The 15,783-nt window shown below is 75.3% G+C and carries 12 protein-coding genes; 6 read left to right on the forward strand and 6 right to left on the reverse strand.

The genetic code is table 11. The annotated features are described in order from the left end of the window. The first annotated feature begins 20 nt into the window (after window positions 1–20). Window positions 21–455: a hypothetical protein gene (locus ACI79F_RS05585; RefSeq protein ID WP_456543849.1), complete on the forward strand. Its 435-nt coding sequence runs from the start codon at window positions 21–23 to the stop codon at window positions 453–455. Beyond that, window positions 455–2,008: an FHA domain-containing protein gene (locus tag ACI79F_RS05590; protein WP_456543848.1), complete on the forward strand. Its 1,554-nt coding sequence runs from the start codon at window positions 455–457 to the stop codon at window positions 2,006–2,008. The genes ACI79F_RS05585 and ACI79F_RS05590 overlap by 1 nt, the downstream gene beginning before the upstream one ends. Before the next feature lie 300 nt (window positions 2,009–2,308). Here ACI79F_RS05590 and ACI79F_RS05595 read toward each other — a convergent pair whose 3' ends face one another. Beyond that, window positions 2,309–4,414, reverse strand: coding sequence for a cation:proton antiporter domain-containing protein (locus ACI79F_RS05595; RefSeq protein ID WP_456547054.1), 2,106 nt, complete (start codon window positions 4,412–4,414; stop codon window positions 2,309–2,311). 277 nt (window positions 4,415–4,691) lie between these two features. Between ACI79F_RS05595 and ACI79F_RS05600 the strand changes: the two genes are divergently transcribed. Next, window positions 4,692–5,531, forward strand: coding sequence for a protein kinase domain-containing protein (locus ACI79F_RS05600; protein WP_456547055.1), 840 nt, complete (start codon window positions 4,692–4,694; stop codon window positions 5,529–5,531). Between the two features lie 75 nt (window positions 5,532–5,606). Here the strand turns inward: ACI79F_RS05600 and ACI79F_RS05605 are convergent, their stop codons facing one another. From ACI79F_RS05605 to ACI79F_RS05615, 3 genes are all read right to left on the reverse strand, one after another. Next, window positions 5,607–6,971, reverse strand: coding sequence for a protein kinase domain-containing protein (locus tag ACI79F_RS05605; RefSeq protein ID WP_456547056.1), 1,365 nt, complete (start codon window positions 6,969–6,971; stop codon window positions 5,607–5,609). A gap of 96 nt (window positions 6,972–7,067) precedes the next feature. Then, window positions 7,068–8,825, reverse strand: coding sequence for a serine/threonine-protein kinase (locus tag ACI79F_RS05610; RefSeq protein ID WP_456547057.1), 1,758 nt, complete (start codon window positions 8,823–8,825; stop codon window positions 7,068–7,070). A 114-nt stretch (window positions 8,826–8,939) separates the two neighbouring features. Beyond that, the gene (locus ACI79F_RS05615) at window positions 8,940–10,850 is read right to left on the reverse strand and encodes a serine/threonine-protein kinase (protein WP_456547058.1); all 1,911 of its coding nucleotides are present in this window, start codon (window positions 10,848–10,850) and stop codon (window positions 8,940–8,942) included. Window positions 10,851–11,166: 316 nt separating this feature from the next. Here ACI79F_RS05615 and ACI79F_RS05620 point away from each other — a divergent pair, with 316 nt between their 5' ends. The 3 genes from ACI79F_RS05620 (at window position 11,167) to ACI79F_RS05630 (ending at window position 13,862) form a co-directional block, all read left to right on the forward strand. Beyond that, window positions 11,167–11,970 carry a hypothetical protein gene (locus ACI79F_RS05620; protein WP_456547059.1) on the forward strand — a complete coding sequence of 268 codons (804 nt, stop codon included), beginning with the start codon at window positions 11,167–11,169 and terminating at the stop codon, window positions 11,968–11,970. Between the two features lie 136 nt (window positions 11,971–12,106). After that, entirely contained in the window at window positions 12,107–12,376 is a 270-nt protein-coding gene (locus ACI79F_RS05625) for an antibiotic biosynthesis monooxygenase (protein WP_456547060.1), read from the forward strand. An 82-nt stretch (window positions 12,377–12,458) separates the two neighbouring features. After that, window positions 12,459–13,862 (forward strand): glycine--tRNA ligase, encoded by a 1,404-nt coding sequence (locus ACI79F_RS05630; protein WP_456547061.1) that lies wholly within the window; start codon window positions 12,459–12,461, stop codon window positions 13,860–13,862. A 50-nt stretch (window positions 13,863–13,912) separates the two neighbouring features. On the opposite strand, the gene ACI79F_RS05635 is transcribed toward ACI79F_RS05630, so the two are convergent. Beyond that, entirely contained in the window at window positions 13,913–14,746 is an 834-nt protein-coding gene (locus tag ACI79F_RS05635; RefSeq protein ID WP_456547062.1) for an acyl-CoA thioesterase, read from the reverse strand. A gap of 80 nt (window positions 14,747–14,826) precedes the next feature. Next, window positions 14,827–15,780, reverse strand: a complete 954-nt coding sequence (locus ACI79F_RS05640) for a type IV toxin-antitoxin system AbiEi family antitoxin domain-containing protein (protein ID WP_456547100.1) — start codon at window positions 15,778–15,780, stop codon at window positions 14,827–14,829. Window positions 15,781–15,783 lie beyond the last annotated feature (3 nt).

A 15,783-nucleotide genomic window follows, 5' to 3' on the forward strand; every position in this document is an offset into this window, starting at 1 on the left:
ACGACCCGAGAGAGACCCCTGTGCTCCCCACCCTCAACGGCCGCATCCAGACCCGGATCTTCCTCCTGGTCGTGATCGGCGGCCTGTGGACCCTGATCATCACGCCGGTCCTGCCGACCGGCGTCGGCATCGGCGCCTCCTACGGCGCCACGTTCTCCGTCATCCTCGTGACCACGGTGCTGGGCGTGCTGTGGGAGCTGCTCTACCACGGCATCCAGCAGTTCCGGTGGGAGAAGGACTGGCCGACGCTGTTCGGCTTCCTCACCGGCATCAACGAGGGCCTGCTGGTGTGGTTCCTGTTCGCCGGCGGCGCCGTGTTCTGGCACGACGGCATCCCCGGCCCGGCGTTCGTCATCCACTTCGTGACGACGTGGATCATCGTCTGGCTGGTCGCCAACGGCCCGATGCGCGTGCCGTTCGTCCACTGGCGGATCAACGGCGGGAGGCTCGTCTGATGAGCTCGCCCGTCGTCCCGCCGGCCGCCGCTCCCGCGGCTGCGGTCGGCGTCCCGCCCTTCGACCAGGTCGCCGTCGCCGTGACGCCCGGCGAGGACCTCGTCGTCCGGCTGCCCGGCGTCGTGCTCGTCGTCGCCGTCGAGGCGACCGCGGCGCCGGCGCCCGCGCCCGCCGCCGGACTCGGTGGCTGGGGTGCCGCCCCGGTCGCACCGCCCGCCCCGGCCGCGCCGGCCGGCGACCGCCGCCTCGGCGAGCTCGTCGGGCTGGCCCGGCGCGTGTCGGCCGCCGGCCGGCGCGCCCCCGGGCGCCGGCTGCACGAGGAGCTGCGCGCTTGGCTGCCCACCGCCGACGGCGTGCCCTCGTTCGCCGTCGCCGCCGCCACCGAGGAGGGCCTGGCCCTCGCGCTGCTCGGCGACGGCGTGGCCGAGGTGCCCGACCTCGGCCTGCGGCTGACCAGCGCGCAGGGGGAGAACCCCCTGGCCGACGGCCGCGCCTACCTGGACCGCCTCGTCGACTGGCCCCCGGCCGCGCTGCGGCTGTCCGCCGGCTCGAAGGCCGACATGGGCCCGCACCCGCTGGCCGACCTCGAGGCCGGTGCGGTCCCGGGTGCGGCGGCGGTGCTCTCCCCGGCGCCCACCCCGGCCACCCCGGTGGCGCCCGCGCCGCCCGTCGTGACCGGCGGGACGGTCCTGGCCCAGCTGCCCACCCCGGTGGCCGCCCGGGTGACGACGCCGCCGGTCCCGCCGCCGCCGGCGCCCGCCGCCGCGGTCCCGCCGCCGCCCGCCACCCCGGCGGCGCCCGAGCACGACCACGCGGGCCACGACCACGCCGCCCACGACCACGGGGCGCACGACCACGGCGCCCACGACCACGGCGCCCACGACCACGGGGCCCACGCGGCGCCGGAGCCGTCGGCGCCCGTCGCGCCGCCGGTCGAGCTGCCCGCCCCGGCCCGCTCGGTGTCGTTCCTCCAGCCGCCGCCCGCCGACGAGGTGGAGCCGCCACGCGAGCCGCTGCCGGTCGTCACCGACGAGCAGCCGCCGGCCGCGCTGGCCCCGCAGGAGGAGGGCGACACCCGGCCCAAGGTCAAGGGCATCCTCTGCAAGAACGGGCACCTCAACGACCCGCGGGTGCTGTTCTGCGCGCAGTGCGGCATCCGCACGACGCAGCAGACCGCGGTGTTCGTCGAGGGCGTGCGGCCGCCGCTGGGCCTGCTGGTCTTCGACAACGGGGCCACCGTCAGCCTGGACGCGGACTACCTGCTCGGCCGCGAGCCGGAGACCGACGGGCGGGTCCGCGACGGCAGCCACCGTCCGCTGCTCGTCGTCGACCAGACCGGCGGGGTCAGCCGGCACCACGCCGAGATCCGGCTGGAGGGCTGGGACGTCGTCCTGACCGACATCGGCTCGGCCAACGGCACCCTGTTCGCGCGGCGCGGCGAGCTCGCCTGGACCTCGCTGATCCCCGGCCAGCCGGTGCAGCTCACGCCCGGCATGACCGTGCGCATGGGCGGGCGACAGTTCGCCTTCGAGTCCCCGCACGGCGGCTACTGACCGTTCAGCGGCACCTCGGCGCCCGCGTCCCTGCTCCGGGGTCGCGGGCGCCGTCGTGTCCGGACCCGGCGCCCGCCGATCGGCCCCTCACCGCGGCGTCCGCCTCACCGCGGCGTCCCCTTCACCGCGCCGTCCCCTTCACCGCGGCGTCCTCCCTCACCGCTGCGCGTCCTCCCTCACCGTCTGCCGTGAGGGAGGACGCCGCACGATCAGGTGAGCTGATCGTGGCCGGCCCGCCCCCGGAGACGGCGACGGCGCCCGCCCCCGGCCGGGGACGGGCGCCGTCGCGACGCGTGCGGGTCAGGCGGGCGCGGCCCCGCTGCTGATCCCGGCCAGCGTCTCGTCCATGTCCCGGTCGCTGTCGGCAGTGCCGGCGTGCACGACGAGGACGGGCGTCAGGTCGTCCGACGCGGTGACGGGCGCGCCCGCCGGCGCCACCCGCAGCGAGGGCAGCGCGGTCGGCTCGTCCTCGGCGGCCACGAGCACGCCGGCGCGGCGCAGCGACTCGCTGACGCCGGCCGCCCGCCGCTCGGCCCGCCAGCCGTCGCCGGCCTGCAGCTGCAGCGGCACGGACCGGCCCATCGAGGCCTGCGCGGCCAGGCGCAGGGCCGCCCGGCCGCTGGCGTCGCCGTCCTGCACGACCGACACCGGCCCGTGGGGGCTCAGCCCCGGCTCGCCGAGCTCACCGTTGACCACGACCACGGTGCCCTGGAGGGTGTCCGGCCACGGCGTGGCGTCCGTCGCGCCCTCGGCGACGCCCCAGCCGCTGCGGACCAGCACCACGTCGGCGGCGGAGCTGGTGGCGAGGTCGGCCACCTCGGCCCACGGGTCGTCGCTGAACCGGGACGCGACCGATGCCCGCAGACCGCGCGCCTCGACCTGCCCGGCCAGCTGACGCAGTTCCCCGGCCGTCGTCGCCATCAGCGCCAGGTCCGCGCCCAGGCCGCTGGCCACCTCGGGCTTCGGCAACGAGCGCTTGACGACCCGCGTCACGACGATCTGAGCCGGCGACTCCCGTCCGACCAGGTCGCAGGCGAGCTCGACCAGGCCGGCGTCCTTGTCCGGGTCCTCGACGACCACGACGACGGTGTAGGCCTCCTCGAGGCCCATCGCGGCACGCTCGGCGGCCGCGATGTCCCGCTGCAGGACGCGGGTGGGGTACACGACGTGCAGCAGCGGAGAGGTCATCACCGTCGTCACCACGGCCATGATCACCATGAGGGTGAACATCTGGTCGTCGAGCACCCCGTTCTCGCGGCCGAGGTTGAGGATGACCAGCTCGGTCAGGCCGCGGGTGTTCATCAGCACGCCCAGCGCCGTGGCCTGGCGCCGTGGCACCCGGTTGGCGCGGGCCGCGGCAAACGCGCCGATGAACTTGCCGGAGATCGCGACGAGCAGGATCAGCCCGAGCTCGCCCAGGCCGGTCAGGTCGATCGCGCCGACGTCGACCCCGAGCCCGGTGACGACGAAGAAGACGGGCAGCAACAGCAGGACGCTGACCGACTCGAGCCGGTCGATGACCTCGTGGTTGAGCCGCGCGGCGCCCTGGCGGGGCATGATCACGCCGAAGACGAAGGCGCCGAAGATGAAGTGGATGCCGATCTGCTCGGTGACCCAGGCACTGCCGAGGATGCCGATCAGCACCACGGCCAGCATCTCCGGTGTCAGCTGACCGAAGCGCTCGTACCGGCTCACCAGGAGGCTCAGCAGCGGCTTCACCACCAGGAACATCACCAGCGCGAAGATCACCGAGTAGCAGATGATCAGGAAGACCCCGGTGACCGAGCCGGCCGCCACGACGGCGACGACGACGGCGAGCAGCGCCCAGGCCAGGACGTCGTCGACGGCGGCGCAGGCGAGCGCGAGGACACCCGTCGGGATCTTGTGCATGCCCCGCTCGGCGAGGATCCGGGCGAGCACCGGGAACGCGGTGATGGACATGGCCACGCCCATGAACAGGGCGAAGCCGGCGAACTCGATGGCCTGGGTCGCCCCGTCGGCGTCGGTGAAGACGTCGTGCCGGGCGTGCAGGAGCGTGGCCAGCAGCACCCCGAGCGCGAAGGGCAGGACGATCGAGGACATCGAGACCGAGACGGCGATCTTCTCCCGGCCGCGGATGAACGACAGGTCGACCTCCAGGCCGACGAGGAACATGAACAGGCACAGTCCGAGCTGTGCCAGGACCTGCAGGTAGGGGCGGACGTCCTCGGGGAAGAGCAGGGTGTCCAGGTCGCCGGGCAGCGCGCCCAGCAAGGTCGGCCCCAGCAGGATGCCGGCGACGATCTCGCCCATCACGGCCGGCTGGCCGACGCGGATGGCGAGCCGGCCCATGAGTCGCGCGACGACCATGATGACCGCGAGGTCGAGGAAGACGTAGGCGGTGATCTCCGCGACGTCGTGGTGCACGGTCACTCCGGGGATGTGCGGACGGACCCGTGCTGCCGGATCCGCGGTGGGGACGGGACGGCCGATCCGGCCTCGGGGCCGCCGCAGCAGGCGTGCACCGGGCGCGGATGCTAGCCCCGGCCCGCCCCGCTCGGCGGTTTTCGGCGCGCGGTGGCACGAGCCGTCATCGGGCGCGCGTTCGCCTTCCCGCCGGAGCCGGTGCCGTGCACACTGACGCGCTGCCGCACGGGCGGCGACCCGGCGTGACCGGGTGCACCACAGCAACAGGAGGACATGCATGGATGCCGTCGGCCTGGCGGGCGCGGCGCCTGCCACGATCGCGGACTACCAGGTGATCCGGGTGCTCGGCGAGGGCAACAACGGACGCTTCTACCTGGCCCGCCCGCCGGCGCGGCTCGGCCTGCCCGACGAGTACGTGGCGGTCAAGGTCTTCACCGGCAGCCACAGCGAGCAGGCCTACGAGCGCGGGGTGCGCGAGCTGCGCGCCTTCGCCCAGGTCAACTCCCCGTACCTGGTCCGGGTCTACGACGCGGTGCTGCAGGACAGCTTCCTGTACGCCATGGAGTACTGCCCGCTGGGCTCGCTCGCCGCCCCCGCGCGGCCGCTGAGCCGCGGCGAGGTGCTCCGGGCGGTCGCCCACGCGGCCCACGCGCTGCACGCCCTGCACGAGGCCGGCCTCACCCACGGGGACCTCAAGCCGGCCAACATCCTGCTCACCGACGAGGGCGGCAAGGTCTCCGACCTGGGGCTGGCCCGGTTCCTCACCCCCGGCGTGACGCTGACCGGCATGGCCAGCGCCGCGTCGGTGGAGTTCCTCGACCCCGCGCTGCTGCGCGGTGACCGGCCCTCCCGGGCCACCGAGGTGTTCGCGCTGGGCGCCACGCTGCACCGCGCGCTGACCGGCAACGGCCTCTACGGCGAGCTGCCCGACAGCGAGCCGCTGCTGGCGATCCGCCGGGTGATGAGCGCCGAGCCGGCGCTGGCCCCCGGCCTCACCCACGAGGAGGCGGCGCTGGTCAGCGACTGCCTCGCGCCCGTGGGGCAGCGGCCGGCCACGGCCGAGCAGGTCGCCCAGCGGCTCGACGCCCTGGCCGCCGCGGCGCTCGCCACCGCCTGAGGCGCCGCACGCACGAGGAGGGCCCCTCCCCCCACCGTCCGGGTGGGAGGAGGGGCCCTCCTCGTGGCGCGCGGGTCAGCGCGGGGCGAAGCCGCTCTGCTCCGCGACGAGCCACCAATCCCAGAGCGCCTGCATCCCCGGCCGGCCGCCGTCGACGATCACCGCGAGCGCCTCGGCGGCGAAGCCGTCCTGCGTCCAGATCATGATCGCGTCGTTGTCCTCGTCGATGTAGCAGGCCAGACGCCCGGCGCGCTCGTCGTCGATCGCGTAGGAGCCGTGGCCCTGCGCGTCGGGGCACGACGCCCCGTCCGGCAGCGGCGGCACCCCGTTGCGCTCCACGTCGGCGAGGAAGACCTCGTCGAGGGTCGCGCCGTCCTCGTACAGGTAGAAGACGGAGTCCTCGGGCCCGGGCTGGGTGCTGGCCGACCCGCAGCCGAGCACGGCGACGGCGCCGTCGTCGGTCGGCTCGCCCGGATCGCAGTCCACGGCGATGAAGTCGCCCGGGATGATCGAGCGCAGCCGGTCCTCGGCCTCGTCGTCCGGCGGCGGGCTCGGGGTGGTGGTGACCAGCCGCGTCGCCGTCGGCGTGCCCTCGGCGGAGCCGGCCTCGTCGCCGGAGCCGCCCAGGACGACGACCAGGACGAGGGCGAGCACGGCCGCGACCGCGACCCCGGCCAGGACGATCGCCAGCGGTCGCGGGTTCCGGCCGCCCCCGGCCGGCGGGGACCCGCCGGGCTCCTCGAGCGCGGCCCGCGCGGCCGCGGCGAGCTCGCCGCAGTCGGCGTAGCCCCGGCCGGGGGCCTCGCCCAGGCCCGTGCGGACGACGGCGTCCAGAGCCGGCGGCACCTCGGGTCGGGCGGCCGGGGGAGCACCGCCCCCGCCGGGGACGGGCCCGGCGCCGGTGAGGCACTCGTGCAGCAGGCGGGCCAGCGCGGCGACGTCCGCCCGCGGGTCGGCCGGCTCGCCGCCCGGGCGGGGGACGCCGAGGCCGGTCACGGCGACCGGCCCGTCGGCGCCGGTCAGCAGGACGTCGGCGGCCGTCAGGTCGCCGTGCGCGAGGCCGGCGGCGTGGGCGGTGTCGAGGGCGCGGGCGACCTGGCCGACGAGGGACACCGCGCGAGCGGGGTCCAGCGCGCCCTCCTCCGCGAGGACGGCGGCGAGGTCCCGCCCCGGGACGAGCGGCCGCTCGAGGAACAGCCGCCCGTCGAGCTCGCCGGAGCGCTGCACGGGGACGACGTCCGGCTCGTCGAGCCGGGCGGCCAGGCCGGCGTCGTGGGCGAAGCGGGCGCGGTAGCCGGGGTCGGCGGACAGCGCCGCGGGCAGCAGGTCGAGGACGACGGCCCGGCCGTCCCGGGTGTCGGTCGCCCGGAGACGCTCGCCCCGGGGCCCCTCGCCGAGGACGGCCTCGACCCGGTAGGGGCCCACCTGTTCCCGCTGCACGTGCCGACGTCCCTCCGTGTACCGCTGTGCGGCCGATCGTCCCCTGCCGGCGCGCGCGCACGACCACGCCCCCGGCGAGCCCCACCGCGCGGTGGCTCAGCGCTCGACGAAGTCGCTGTTGCCCTGCTCGGTCCACCACTGCGAGAGCGTCACCAGACCCTCCTGCCCGCCGCCGACGATGCCGATGAGCCCCTCGGCGCCGACGTCGTCCTGGGTCCACACCATGATCGCGTTGTCGTTCCCGTCGACGTAGCAGGCCACGCGCCCGGCGCGCTGCCCCTCGATCCGGTAGTAGCCGTAGCCCTGCGCGTCCGGGCACAGCGTCCCGGTCGGGAGCGGCTGGATGCCGTTGCGCTGCATGTCGGCGAGGAAGACGTCGTCGACCTCCCCGTCCTCGTACAGGTAGAAGGTCCCCGCGGACGGCCCGGGCTGGCTGGTCGCCGGCCCGCAGTCGAGCACCGCGGTCGAGCCGTCGCCGGTGGCGTCGCCCGTGTCGCAGTCGGCCGCGTCGAAGCCACCCGGCAGGATGGCCCGCAGCTCCTCCTCCGGGTCCTCGGCCGGGGGCGTCGTGGGCGGCGTGCTCGGGGTGGTGATCACCGGGGGCGGAGTGGTGTCCTCGGCGGAGCCGCCACCGCCGCCGCCGGAGCCGCCGGCCAGCACGACGACGAGGACGACGGCCAGCACCAGCAACGCCGCCACGCCGCCGAGGACCAGCGGCAGGCGGGTGGACCTGCGCCCGGCGCCCGCCGGCGCGACGGCCGGCCCCGGGTGGCCGGTCGGGCCGCCGGGGCCGCCGGGGCCGTAACCGGTCGAGCCGCCGGGGCCGTAGCCGGTCGCGCCGCCCGGGCCGGTCGGGCCGTAGCCGGTCGGGTAGCCGGCGCCGTGCCCCGTGGCCGCGCCGTGTCCCTGCGCGGGCAGGCCGGGCGGTCCCGGCTGGGAGAAGCCCACCGTCTCGGGCCGGACCGGGAGCTGGGTCACCGCCGTGGGCGGGGCCGCGGGCATCGGGGTCTCGGCCACGCCGGAGTCGCGGAGGGCGGCGCGGGCGGCGGCGGCGAGTTCGCCGCAGGTGGGGTAGCGGGTGTCGGGGTCCTTGGCCAGGCCGCGCAGGACGACGTCGTCGAGGGCCTTGGGCAGGCCCGGGCGCAGGGTGGAGGGGGCGACGGGGTCGGTGTTGAGGTGGGCGTACATCAGGGTGGCCAGGCCGTCGCCGGTGAAGGGGCGGCGGCCGGTGAGGCACTCGAAGAGCACGCAGGCCAGGGCGTAGACGTCGACGCGCTTGTCGATGGGCTTCTCGAGGAAGCGTTCGGGGGCCATGTAGTCGAAGGACCCCAGCGCGGCGCCGGTCTGGGTGAGGGCGGGGCCGGCGGCGTCGGAGGTGGAGCGGGCGATGCCGAAGTCGACGAGGTAGACGAACTCGTCGTCGCCGGTGCCGGTGATGAGCACGTTGGAGGGTTTGACGTCGCGGTGGACCAGGCCGTCGGCGTGGGCGGAGTCCAGGGCGCGGGCGGTCTGGGAGACCACCGAGACCGCGCGCGCGGGCTCCATCGGGCCTTCCTCGGCCAGCACGGCGGCGACGTCGCGGCCGGGGACCAGGCGCATGTCGAGGAACAGGCGGCCGTCGATCTCGCCGTAGCGGTGGATCGGGACGATGTGGGGTTCGTTGAGCCGGGCGGCCAGGTGGGCCTCGCGGCGGAACCGTTCCCGGTAGCCGGTGTCGGCGGCCAGCGCCTCCGACAGCACCTTGAGCGCGACGACCCGGTCGTGCTCGGTGTCGAAGGCGCGGTAGACCTCGCCCATCCCGCCGCGGCCCAGCAGGGCCTCGATGCGGTAGGGACCGAACTGTTCCCACTCCACGTGCCGACGTCTCCTCGGATGCCGCTCCGTCGTCCGGCCCGCTCCCGCGGCGCGGTCGGGCCGGGCGCCGCACGACCCGCCGCCCGGTCGGGACGGCGGGTCGCGGCGCTGCTGTCAGTTCGCGACGAAGTCGCTGTTGGCGGGGTCGTTCCACCACTGCCACAGGGTCTGGATGCCCGCCGTCCCCGCGCCCGGGATCGTGACCACCCCGATGGCGCCGACGTCGTCCTGCGTCCAGTAGAGGATCGCGTCGCCGTCGTCGTTGTTGTAGGTGGCGACGTACCCGCCGGTGTCCCCGGTGGTGTAGGTGTGCCAGCCCTGGGACGTCGGGACGTCGGTGAACGACGGCGCCTCCGGCCGCTGCAGCTGCTCCACCACGTCGTTCCGGAAGACCTCGGTGACGGCGTCGGCGTCCTCGTAGAGGAAGAAGTTCGACACCTCCGGCCCCGGCTGGGTCGGCGCGGCGCCGCACAGCAGTGCGGCGAGGTCGCCGTCGCCGACGGGCTCGTCCCGGGGCTCGCAGTCGTCGGGGTCGAACGCCTCCGGGAGGATCGCCCGCAGGGTCTCCTCGGGGTCGTCCCCGGCCGGGGTCGTCGACGAGGTCGTGGTGACCGGGTCGGACGTCGTGGGCCCCGCGGTGGTCGGGTCGGCCCCGCCGCCGCCCCCGCCGCCGCCCCCGCCGCCGCCCCCGCCGGAGCCGCCGGCGAGCACGAGGACCAGGACGACGCCGAGCACGACGAGCAGCCCCACCCCGCCCAGGATCAGCGGCAGGCGGTTGGGGCCGCGCCCCGCGCCGGACGGGGAGCTGCCGTGCGCTACGTAGCCGCTGCTGACGTTCGGCGGGCCGCCGGGGCCGGTGCCGGCGGTGCCGCCCGGTCCCGGCGGCGGGAAGCCGGGCGGACCCGGGTTCGACGGCGGCCCGTAGCCGCCGGGCCCGGGGTTGGACGGCGGCCCGTAGCCGGGCTGACCCGGGTTGGACGGCGGCCCGTAGCCACCGGCCGCAGCCGGGTAGCCGGTGCCCGCCGCCGGTGCGTAGCCGCCCGTGGGCGGGCCGAAGCCGCCGGGCCCGGGGTTGGACGGCGGCCCGTAGCCGGGCGGCCCGGGGTTGGAGAAGCCGACGGTCTGCGGCCGGACGGGCAGCGGCGTGACGGAGGTGGGCGGGGCGGCGGGGACGACGACGTCGGCGCCGCCGGAGTCGCGGAGGGCGGCGCGGGCGGCGGCGGCGAGTTCGCCGCAGGTGGGGTAGCGGGTGTCGGGGTCCTTGGCCAGGCCGCGCAGGACGACGTCGTCGAGGGCCTTGGGCAGGCCGGGGCGCAGGGTGGAGGGGGCGACGGGGTCGGTGTTGAGGTGGGCGTACATCAGGGTGGCCAGGCCGTCGCCGGTGAAGGGGCGGCGGCCGGTGAGGCACTCGAAGAGCACGCAGGCCAGGGCGTAGACGTCGACGCGCTTGTCGATGGGCTTCTCGAGGAAGCGTTCGGGGGCCATGTAGTCGAAGGACCCCAGCGCGGCGCCGGTCTGGGTGAGGGCGGGGCCGGCGGCGTCGGAGGTGGAGCGGGCGATGCCGAAGTCGACGAGGTAGACGAACTCGTCGTCGCCGGTGCCGGTGATGAGCACGTTGGAGGGTTTGACGTCGCGGTGGACCAGGCCGTCGGCGTGGGCGGAGTCCAGGGCGCGGGCGGTCTGGGAGACCACCGAGACCGCGCGCGCGGGCTCCATCGGGCCTTCCTCGGCCAGCACGGCGGCGACGTCGCGGCCGGGGACCAGGCGCATGTCGAGGAACAGGCGGCCGTCGATCTCGCCGTAGCGGTGGATCGGGACGATGTGGGGTTCGTTGAGCCGGGCGGCCAGGTGGGCCTCGCGGCGGAACCGTTCCCGGTAGCCGGTGTCGGCGGCCAGCGCCTCCGACAGCACCTTGAGCGCGACGACCCGGTCGTGCTCGGTGTCGAAGGCGCGGTAGACCTCGCCCATCCCGCCGCGGCCCAGCAGGGCCTCGATGCGGTAGGGACCGAACTGTTCCAACTCCACGTGCTGACGTCCCTCCGTGTGCCGCTGCCCGGCCCCGCGTCCGAGCCGGCGCCGGGGTGCGGTCGTCGGCGGAGTGTAGGTACGAGGTCCGACGCCGACCAGCGACCTCGCCGCGGTGATCCGCCCGGCCTCGTGCCGCCGCGGCGATGTGCCCAGCCTCGCTGGTGCGGCCCGGGGGCGTGTGCAGGCGCGGACGGTTCGTGACGGAGCTGTGACAACTCGCGCGCAGGAACCGGTAGGCGGGACCGCGGCGCGTGGCTACCTTGCTCCCGCTCCCGGGGGCTCCCGCCCCGGCAACCGAGACGAGAGAAGCACGATGAGCCAACCCCCCGGTCAGTACGGCGGCCAGTACGGCCAGCCCGGTCAGTACGCCCAGCCCGGTCCCGGGCAGTACGGCCAGCCCGGTCCCGGCCAGTACGGGCAGCCCGGTGGCTACGGCCAGCCCGGCGGCTACGGCCAGCCCGGCCCCGGGTTCGGCGGTCCCGGCTTCGGTCCCGGTGGCTACGGCCAGCCGCCGCAGAAGAAGAGCGTCCTGCCCTGGGTGATCACCGCGGCCGTCGTGGTGCTCGCCGGCGTCGGCGTCCTGCTGTTCTTCCTGCTCAAGGACGACGACGACAACAGCAACACCGCCACGGCCACCAGCACCACCTCGGCGTCCGTCGCCGCGGAGGAGATGAGTGCCGAGGAGGTCGACCCGGACATGGACCTCCCCACCGGCGCCGAGGTGCCGATGGAGGAGATGGACCCGCCGAGCAGCGGCGGCGGCGACTCCGGCGAGGAGATCCCGGGCTCGGTCGACCTGGCCGCGACCTTCCTGGCCGCCATCATCGACGGTGACGGCGCCACCGCCCTCAGCCTCGCTGGCCCCGACCTGGTGGCGGTCATCGAGGAGGCGGCGGCCAGCAACGGCCTCGCCCCCGGCGACTTCCTCGTGGCGGTGTTCTACGAGACGGCGCTGAACAACGAGGAGCCGACCGACGCCGCGCTGGTCAGCATCGAGTACGACAGCGCCAGCGGCCTCGAGGCGATCACCATCGAGCTGAGCACCGCGAGCACCTCGAACGAGGTGACCATCTACGTCAGCGAGGACCTGCTCGTCGCCGACCTCGCGCTGCCCTGACCCCTGACGGTCCGACGACGGCCGGTCCCCGCTCGCGGGGACCGGCCGTCGCCGTTCCCGGGGGACGGCGTCTGCGACGATGCCGCGGGCGGGCCGACCGGCGCCCGGCCGGGGGAGGGGAGCGAGCGTGTTCGCGGTGACCCGACTGCGCGTGCCCGCCGACGCGGCGGCCGCCTTCCCGGGCGAGGTGGACGCGCTGCTGGCCGCGCTGTCGGCACGGCCGGGCTTCCGCGGCGGGCACGCCGGCGAGGCCGCCGAGGAGCCGGGCCTGTGGGCGCTGGTCACCGCGTGGGACGGCGTCGGCGCCTACCGGCGGGCCCTGTCCGCGGCCGAGGTGAAGATCGCCGGCGCGCCGGTGTGGGTGCACGCCGTCGACGAGCCCGGGGTGTTCCTCCCGGCACCGTGACCGGTCCCCGGCTCCCCGCCGGCGCGCGACTACCGTGGACGGGTCAACCGCCGACCGCCAGCCGGATGGAGCCTGAGCGCCCGTGGCCGAGAGCCAGACCAAGCACGACCCCGCCCGCCTCGACAAGGTGGTCAACCTCTGCAAGCGGCGGGGGTTCGTCTTCCCCTCCGGCGAGATCTACGGCGGCACCCGCTCCGCCTGGGACTACGGGCCCCTGGGCGTCGAGCTCAAGGAGAACATCAAGAAGCAGTGGTGGCGGACCGTCGTCCAGAGCCGTGACGACATCGTCGGCCTGGACTCCTCGGTCATCCTGCCCCGCCAGACCTGGGTCGCCTCCGGTCACGTCGGCGTCTTCACCGACCCGCTGACCGAGTGCCAGCACTGTCACAAGCGCTTCCGGGCCGACCACCTCGAGGAGGACTTCGAGGCGCGCAAGGGCCGGGCGCCGGAGAACGGCCTGGCCGACATCACCTGCCCGAACTGCGGCACGAAGGGCGCGTGGACCGAGCCGCGCGACTTCAACATGATGCTCAAGACCTACCTCGGCCCGGTCGAGGACGAGTCGGGGCTGCACTACCTGCGCCCGGAGACCGCGCAGGGCATCTTCGTCAACTTCGCCAACGTCATGGGCGCCGCGCGGAAGAAGCCGCCGTTCGGCATCGGCCAGATCGGCAAGTCGTTCCGCAACGAGATCACCCCGGGCAACTTCATCTTCCGGACCCGCGAGTTCGAGCAGATGGAGATGGAGTTCTTCGTCGAGCCCGGCAGCGACGAGACCTGGCACCAGTACTGGATCGACGAGCGCACCCGCTGGTACACCGACCTGGGCATCTCCCCGGACAACCTGCGGCACTTCGAGCACCCGAAGGAGAAGCTGTCGCACTACTCGAAGCGCACCGTCGACATCGAGTACCGCTTCGGCTTCCAGGGCTCGGAGTGGGGGGAGCTCGAGGGCATCGCCAACCGCACGGACTTCGACCTGTCCACGCACACCCAGCACTCGGGCACCGACCTGTCCTACTTCGACCAGGCCACCAACACCCGCTGGACGCCGTACGTGATCGAGCCGGCCGCCGGCCTCACCCGGTCGCTGATGGCGTTCCTCGTCGAGGCCTACACCGAGGACGAGGCGCCCAACGCCAAGGGCGGCGTCGACACCCGCACGGTGCTGCGGCTGGACCCGCGGCTGGCGCCGGTGAAGGCCGCCGTCCTACCGCTGTCGCGCAACGCCGACCTGTCGCCCAAGGCCCGCGACCTGGCCGCCGCGCTGCGGCGGAACTGGAACGTCGACTTCGACGACGCCGGCGCCATCGGCCGCCGGTACCGGCGCCAGGACGAGGTCGGGACGCCGTTCTGCCTCACCGTCGACTTCGACACGCTCGAGGACCAGGCGGTGACCGTGCGGGAGCGCGACTCGATGAGCCAGGAGCGCATCGGCCTGGACCAGGTCGAGTCCTACCTGGCCGCCCGCCTCCCCGGCTGCTGACCCGAGCGGAGGAGATCCGTGGGCGTCACGCTCCCGGATCTCCTCCGCGGCTACATCGCGGTGCGCGGGTCCAGCGAGCGGCCGGCGTCCTTGGCCATCGAGTCCTGGTGGAAGGCCGCGACGAGCACGCCGTCCTCGGTGAAGACCGAACCCCGCCCGTAGACCCGGCCGGCCGCGGCCTTGGTCGCCTCGTTGGTGACCAGCAGGGGCGCGGCGACGTCGAAGCGCTCGAGGAAGTGCAGCGTGTGCGCGATGACGCCGGTGGACAGCGACACGTGCGCCTGGCCGATGTCGACGGTGTCCGCGTGCGGCCGCATCGCCAGGCCGATGAGCTGGCCGCAGGTGGCCCACGCGAGCACGGCCTGGTTGGCGGCCGGGGACTCCAGCGGCCGGTCGAACCGGTGCCACGCCATCTCCACCGGGACGTCGCCGAGCATCGGCTCGCCCGGCACCGGCCGCACCTCCGCGCCCGGGAACGCCTGACCGCGGGCGGGGGAGAGGCCCGCGAAGCCGGGGACCTCGGGCATCGCCGGCCCGTGCCGCATGAGGTCGGGGTCCACGACGTTGAGCAGCACGGTGGCGCGGGCCAGCAGCTTGCCGTTCTGCCGCGCGGTGACCGTGTCGCTGGCCCAGGTGCGCCCGGCCTGCAGCGACTCGACCTCGACCTCGATCGGCGACTGGTAGGAGCCGGCGCGGGCGAAGACGGCGTGCACCGAGCGGATGTCCTTGCCGCCGGCGTGCAGGTCCGAGGCCATCATCATCTGGCCGAGCAGCTGGCCGCTGAAGACGACGTCGCGGCCCTCGGCGGACTCGGCGGGCTGGAAGACGTGGTAGCGGCGGTCGCCCACCTCGGTCAGCTGCAGCAGCTCGGGCAGGTCGGACATGCGTCGTCTCCTCGTCGGGTCGGGTGCGGTCGCGCGCATGCTGCCAGCTCCCGAGGTGGGTCGACCCCCGCCGGCGGCCGTCAAGCCGGGCCACGGCGCGGCTCGACGGGCGGTGACGCGGCTCGAGTCGCGCCACCCACGCCGTCGTCCGCGCGGCTGAGCCACCCGTCGTCGCCGCGGTCCTCGCCCCGCCACCGGCCCTCCGACCGCGGCACCTCCCGGAACTGACGCGCCGCTGGTCCGCCCACGTGGAGCTGCCGCTGGACCAGGTCGGCCAGCCGCAGCCGGCCGGGGCCGAGGTCCTCCGCGGCGACCCGGACGAAGCGGACCCCGAAGGACCGCAGCAGGTCCTCCCGGCGCTTCTCGTCCCACAACGTCTCCTCGGGCGTGCGCCCGAAGCGCGATCGGCTGTACTTGACGCGCCCGTCGAACTCGACGGCCAGCGCCGCGTCGGGGTACCAGCCGTCAGCCACCTTCAGCAGCCGGTCCCCGACCCACAGCTCGACCTGCGGCACGAAGGGCGGGAGCCCGATCGCCGCGAAGGTGAGCCGTCCGAGGGTCTCCAGCCACGACTCGGCGCGGCCATCGGCCAGGGCCAGCGCCCGCAACGCGCGCGGGATGCCCGGCACGGTCGTCTGGCGGTCGAGCACCTGGCGGACCTCCTCCCGAGTGGTCAGCCCGCGGAGTAGCGCGGCGTCGACGGCCGCGACGGCGGACGTCTCCGGCCAGGACCGTGCGACGTCGACGAGCGTCCGTGCCGCAGAGGTGACCCGGTACGCCCCGCGCACGGTCACCTCGTCGTCGGGCAGCGCCGCCCGCGTCATCACCCATCCCCGACCACGCCGCCAGCGGTCCGGGTCGGTGAGGCGCACGATCTCGGCTGCCTCCCGTGGGCGTGGCAGGCCCCAGACCCACGCCGCCGTCCCGCCGCTGAGGACGGCCGAAGCACGGTCGAGCGTGGCCATGACGGCGAGCGCGTCGAGGCCCGGACGCCGCCCGGTGCGCTCGACCTCGTCGAGGTCTCCCGAGCTCACGAA

Source organism: Blastococcus sp. SYSU D00868, from assembly GCF_054050575.1.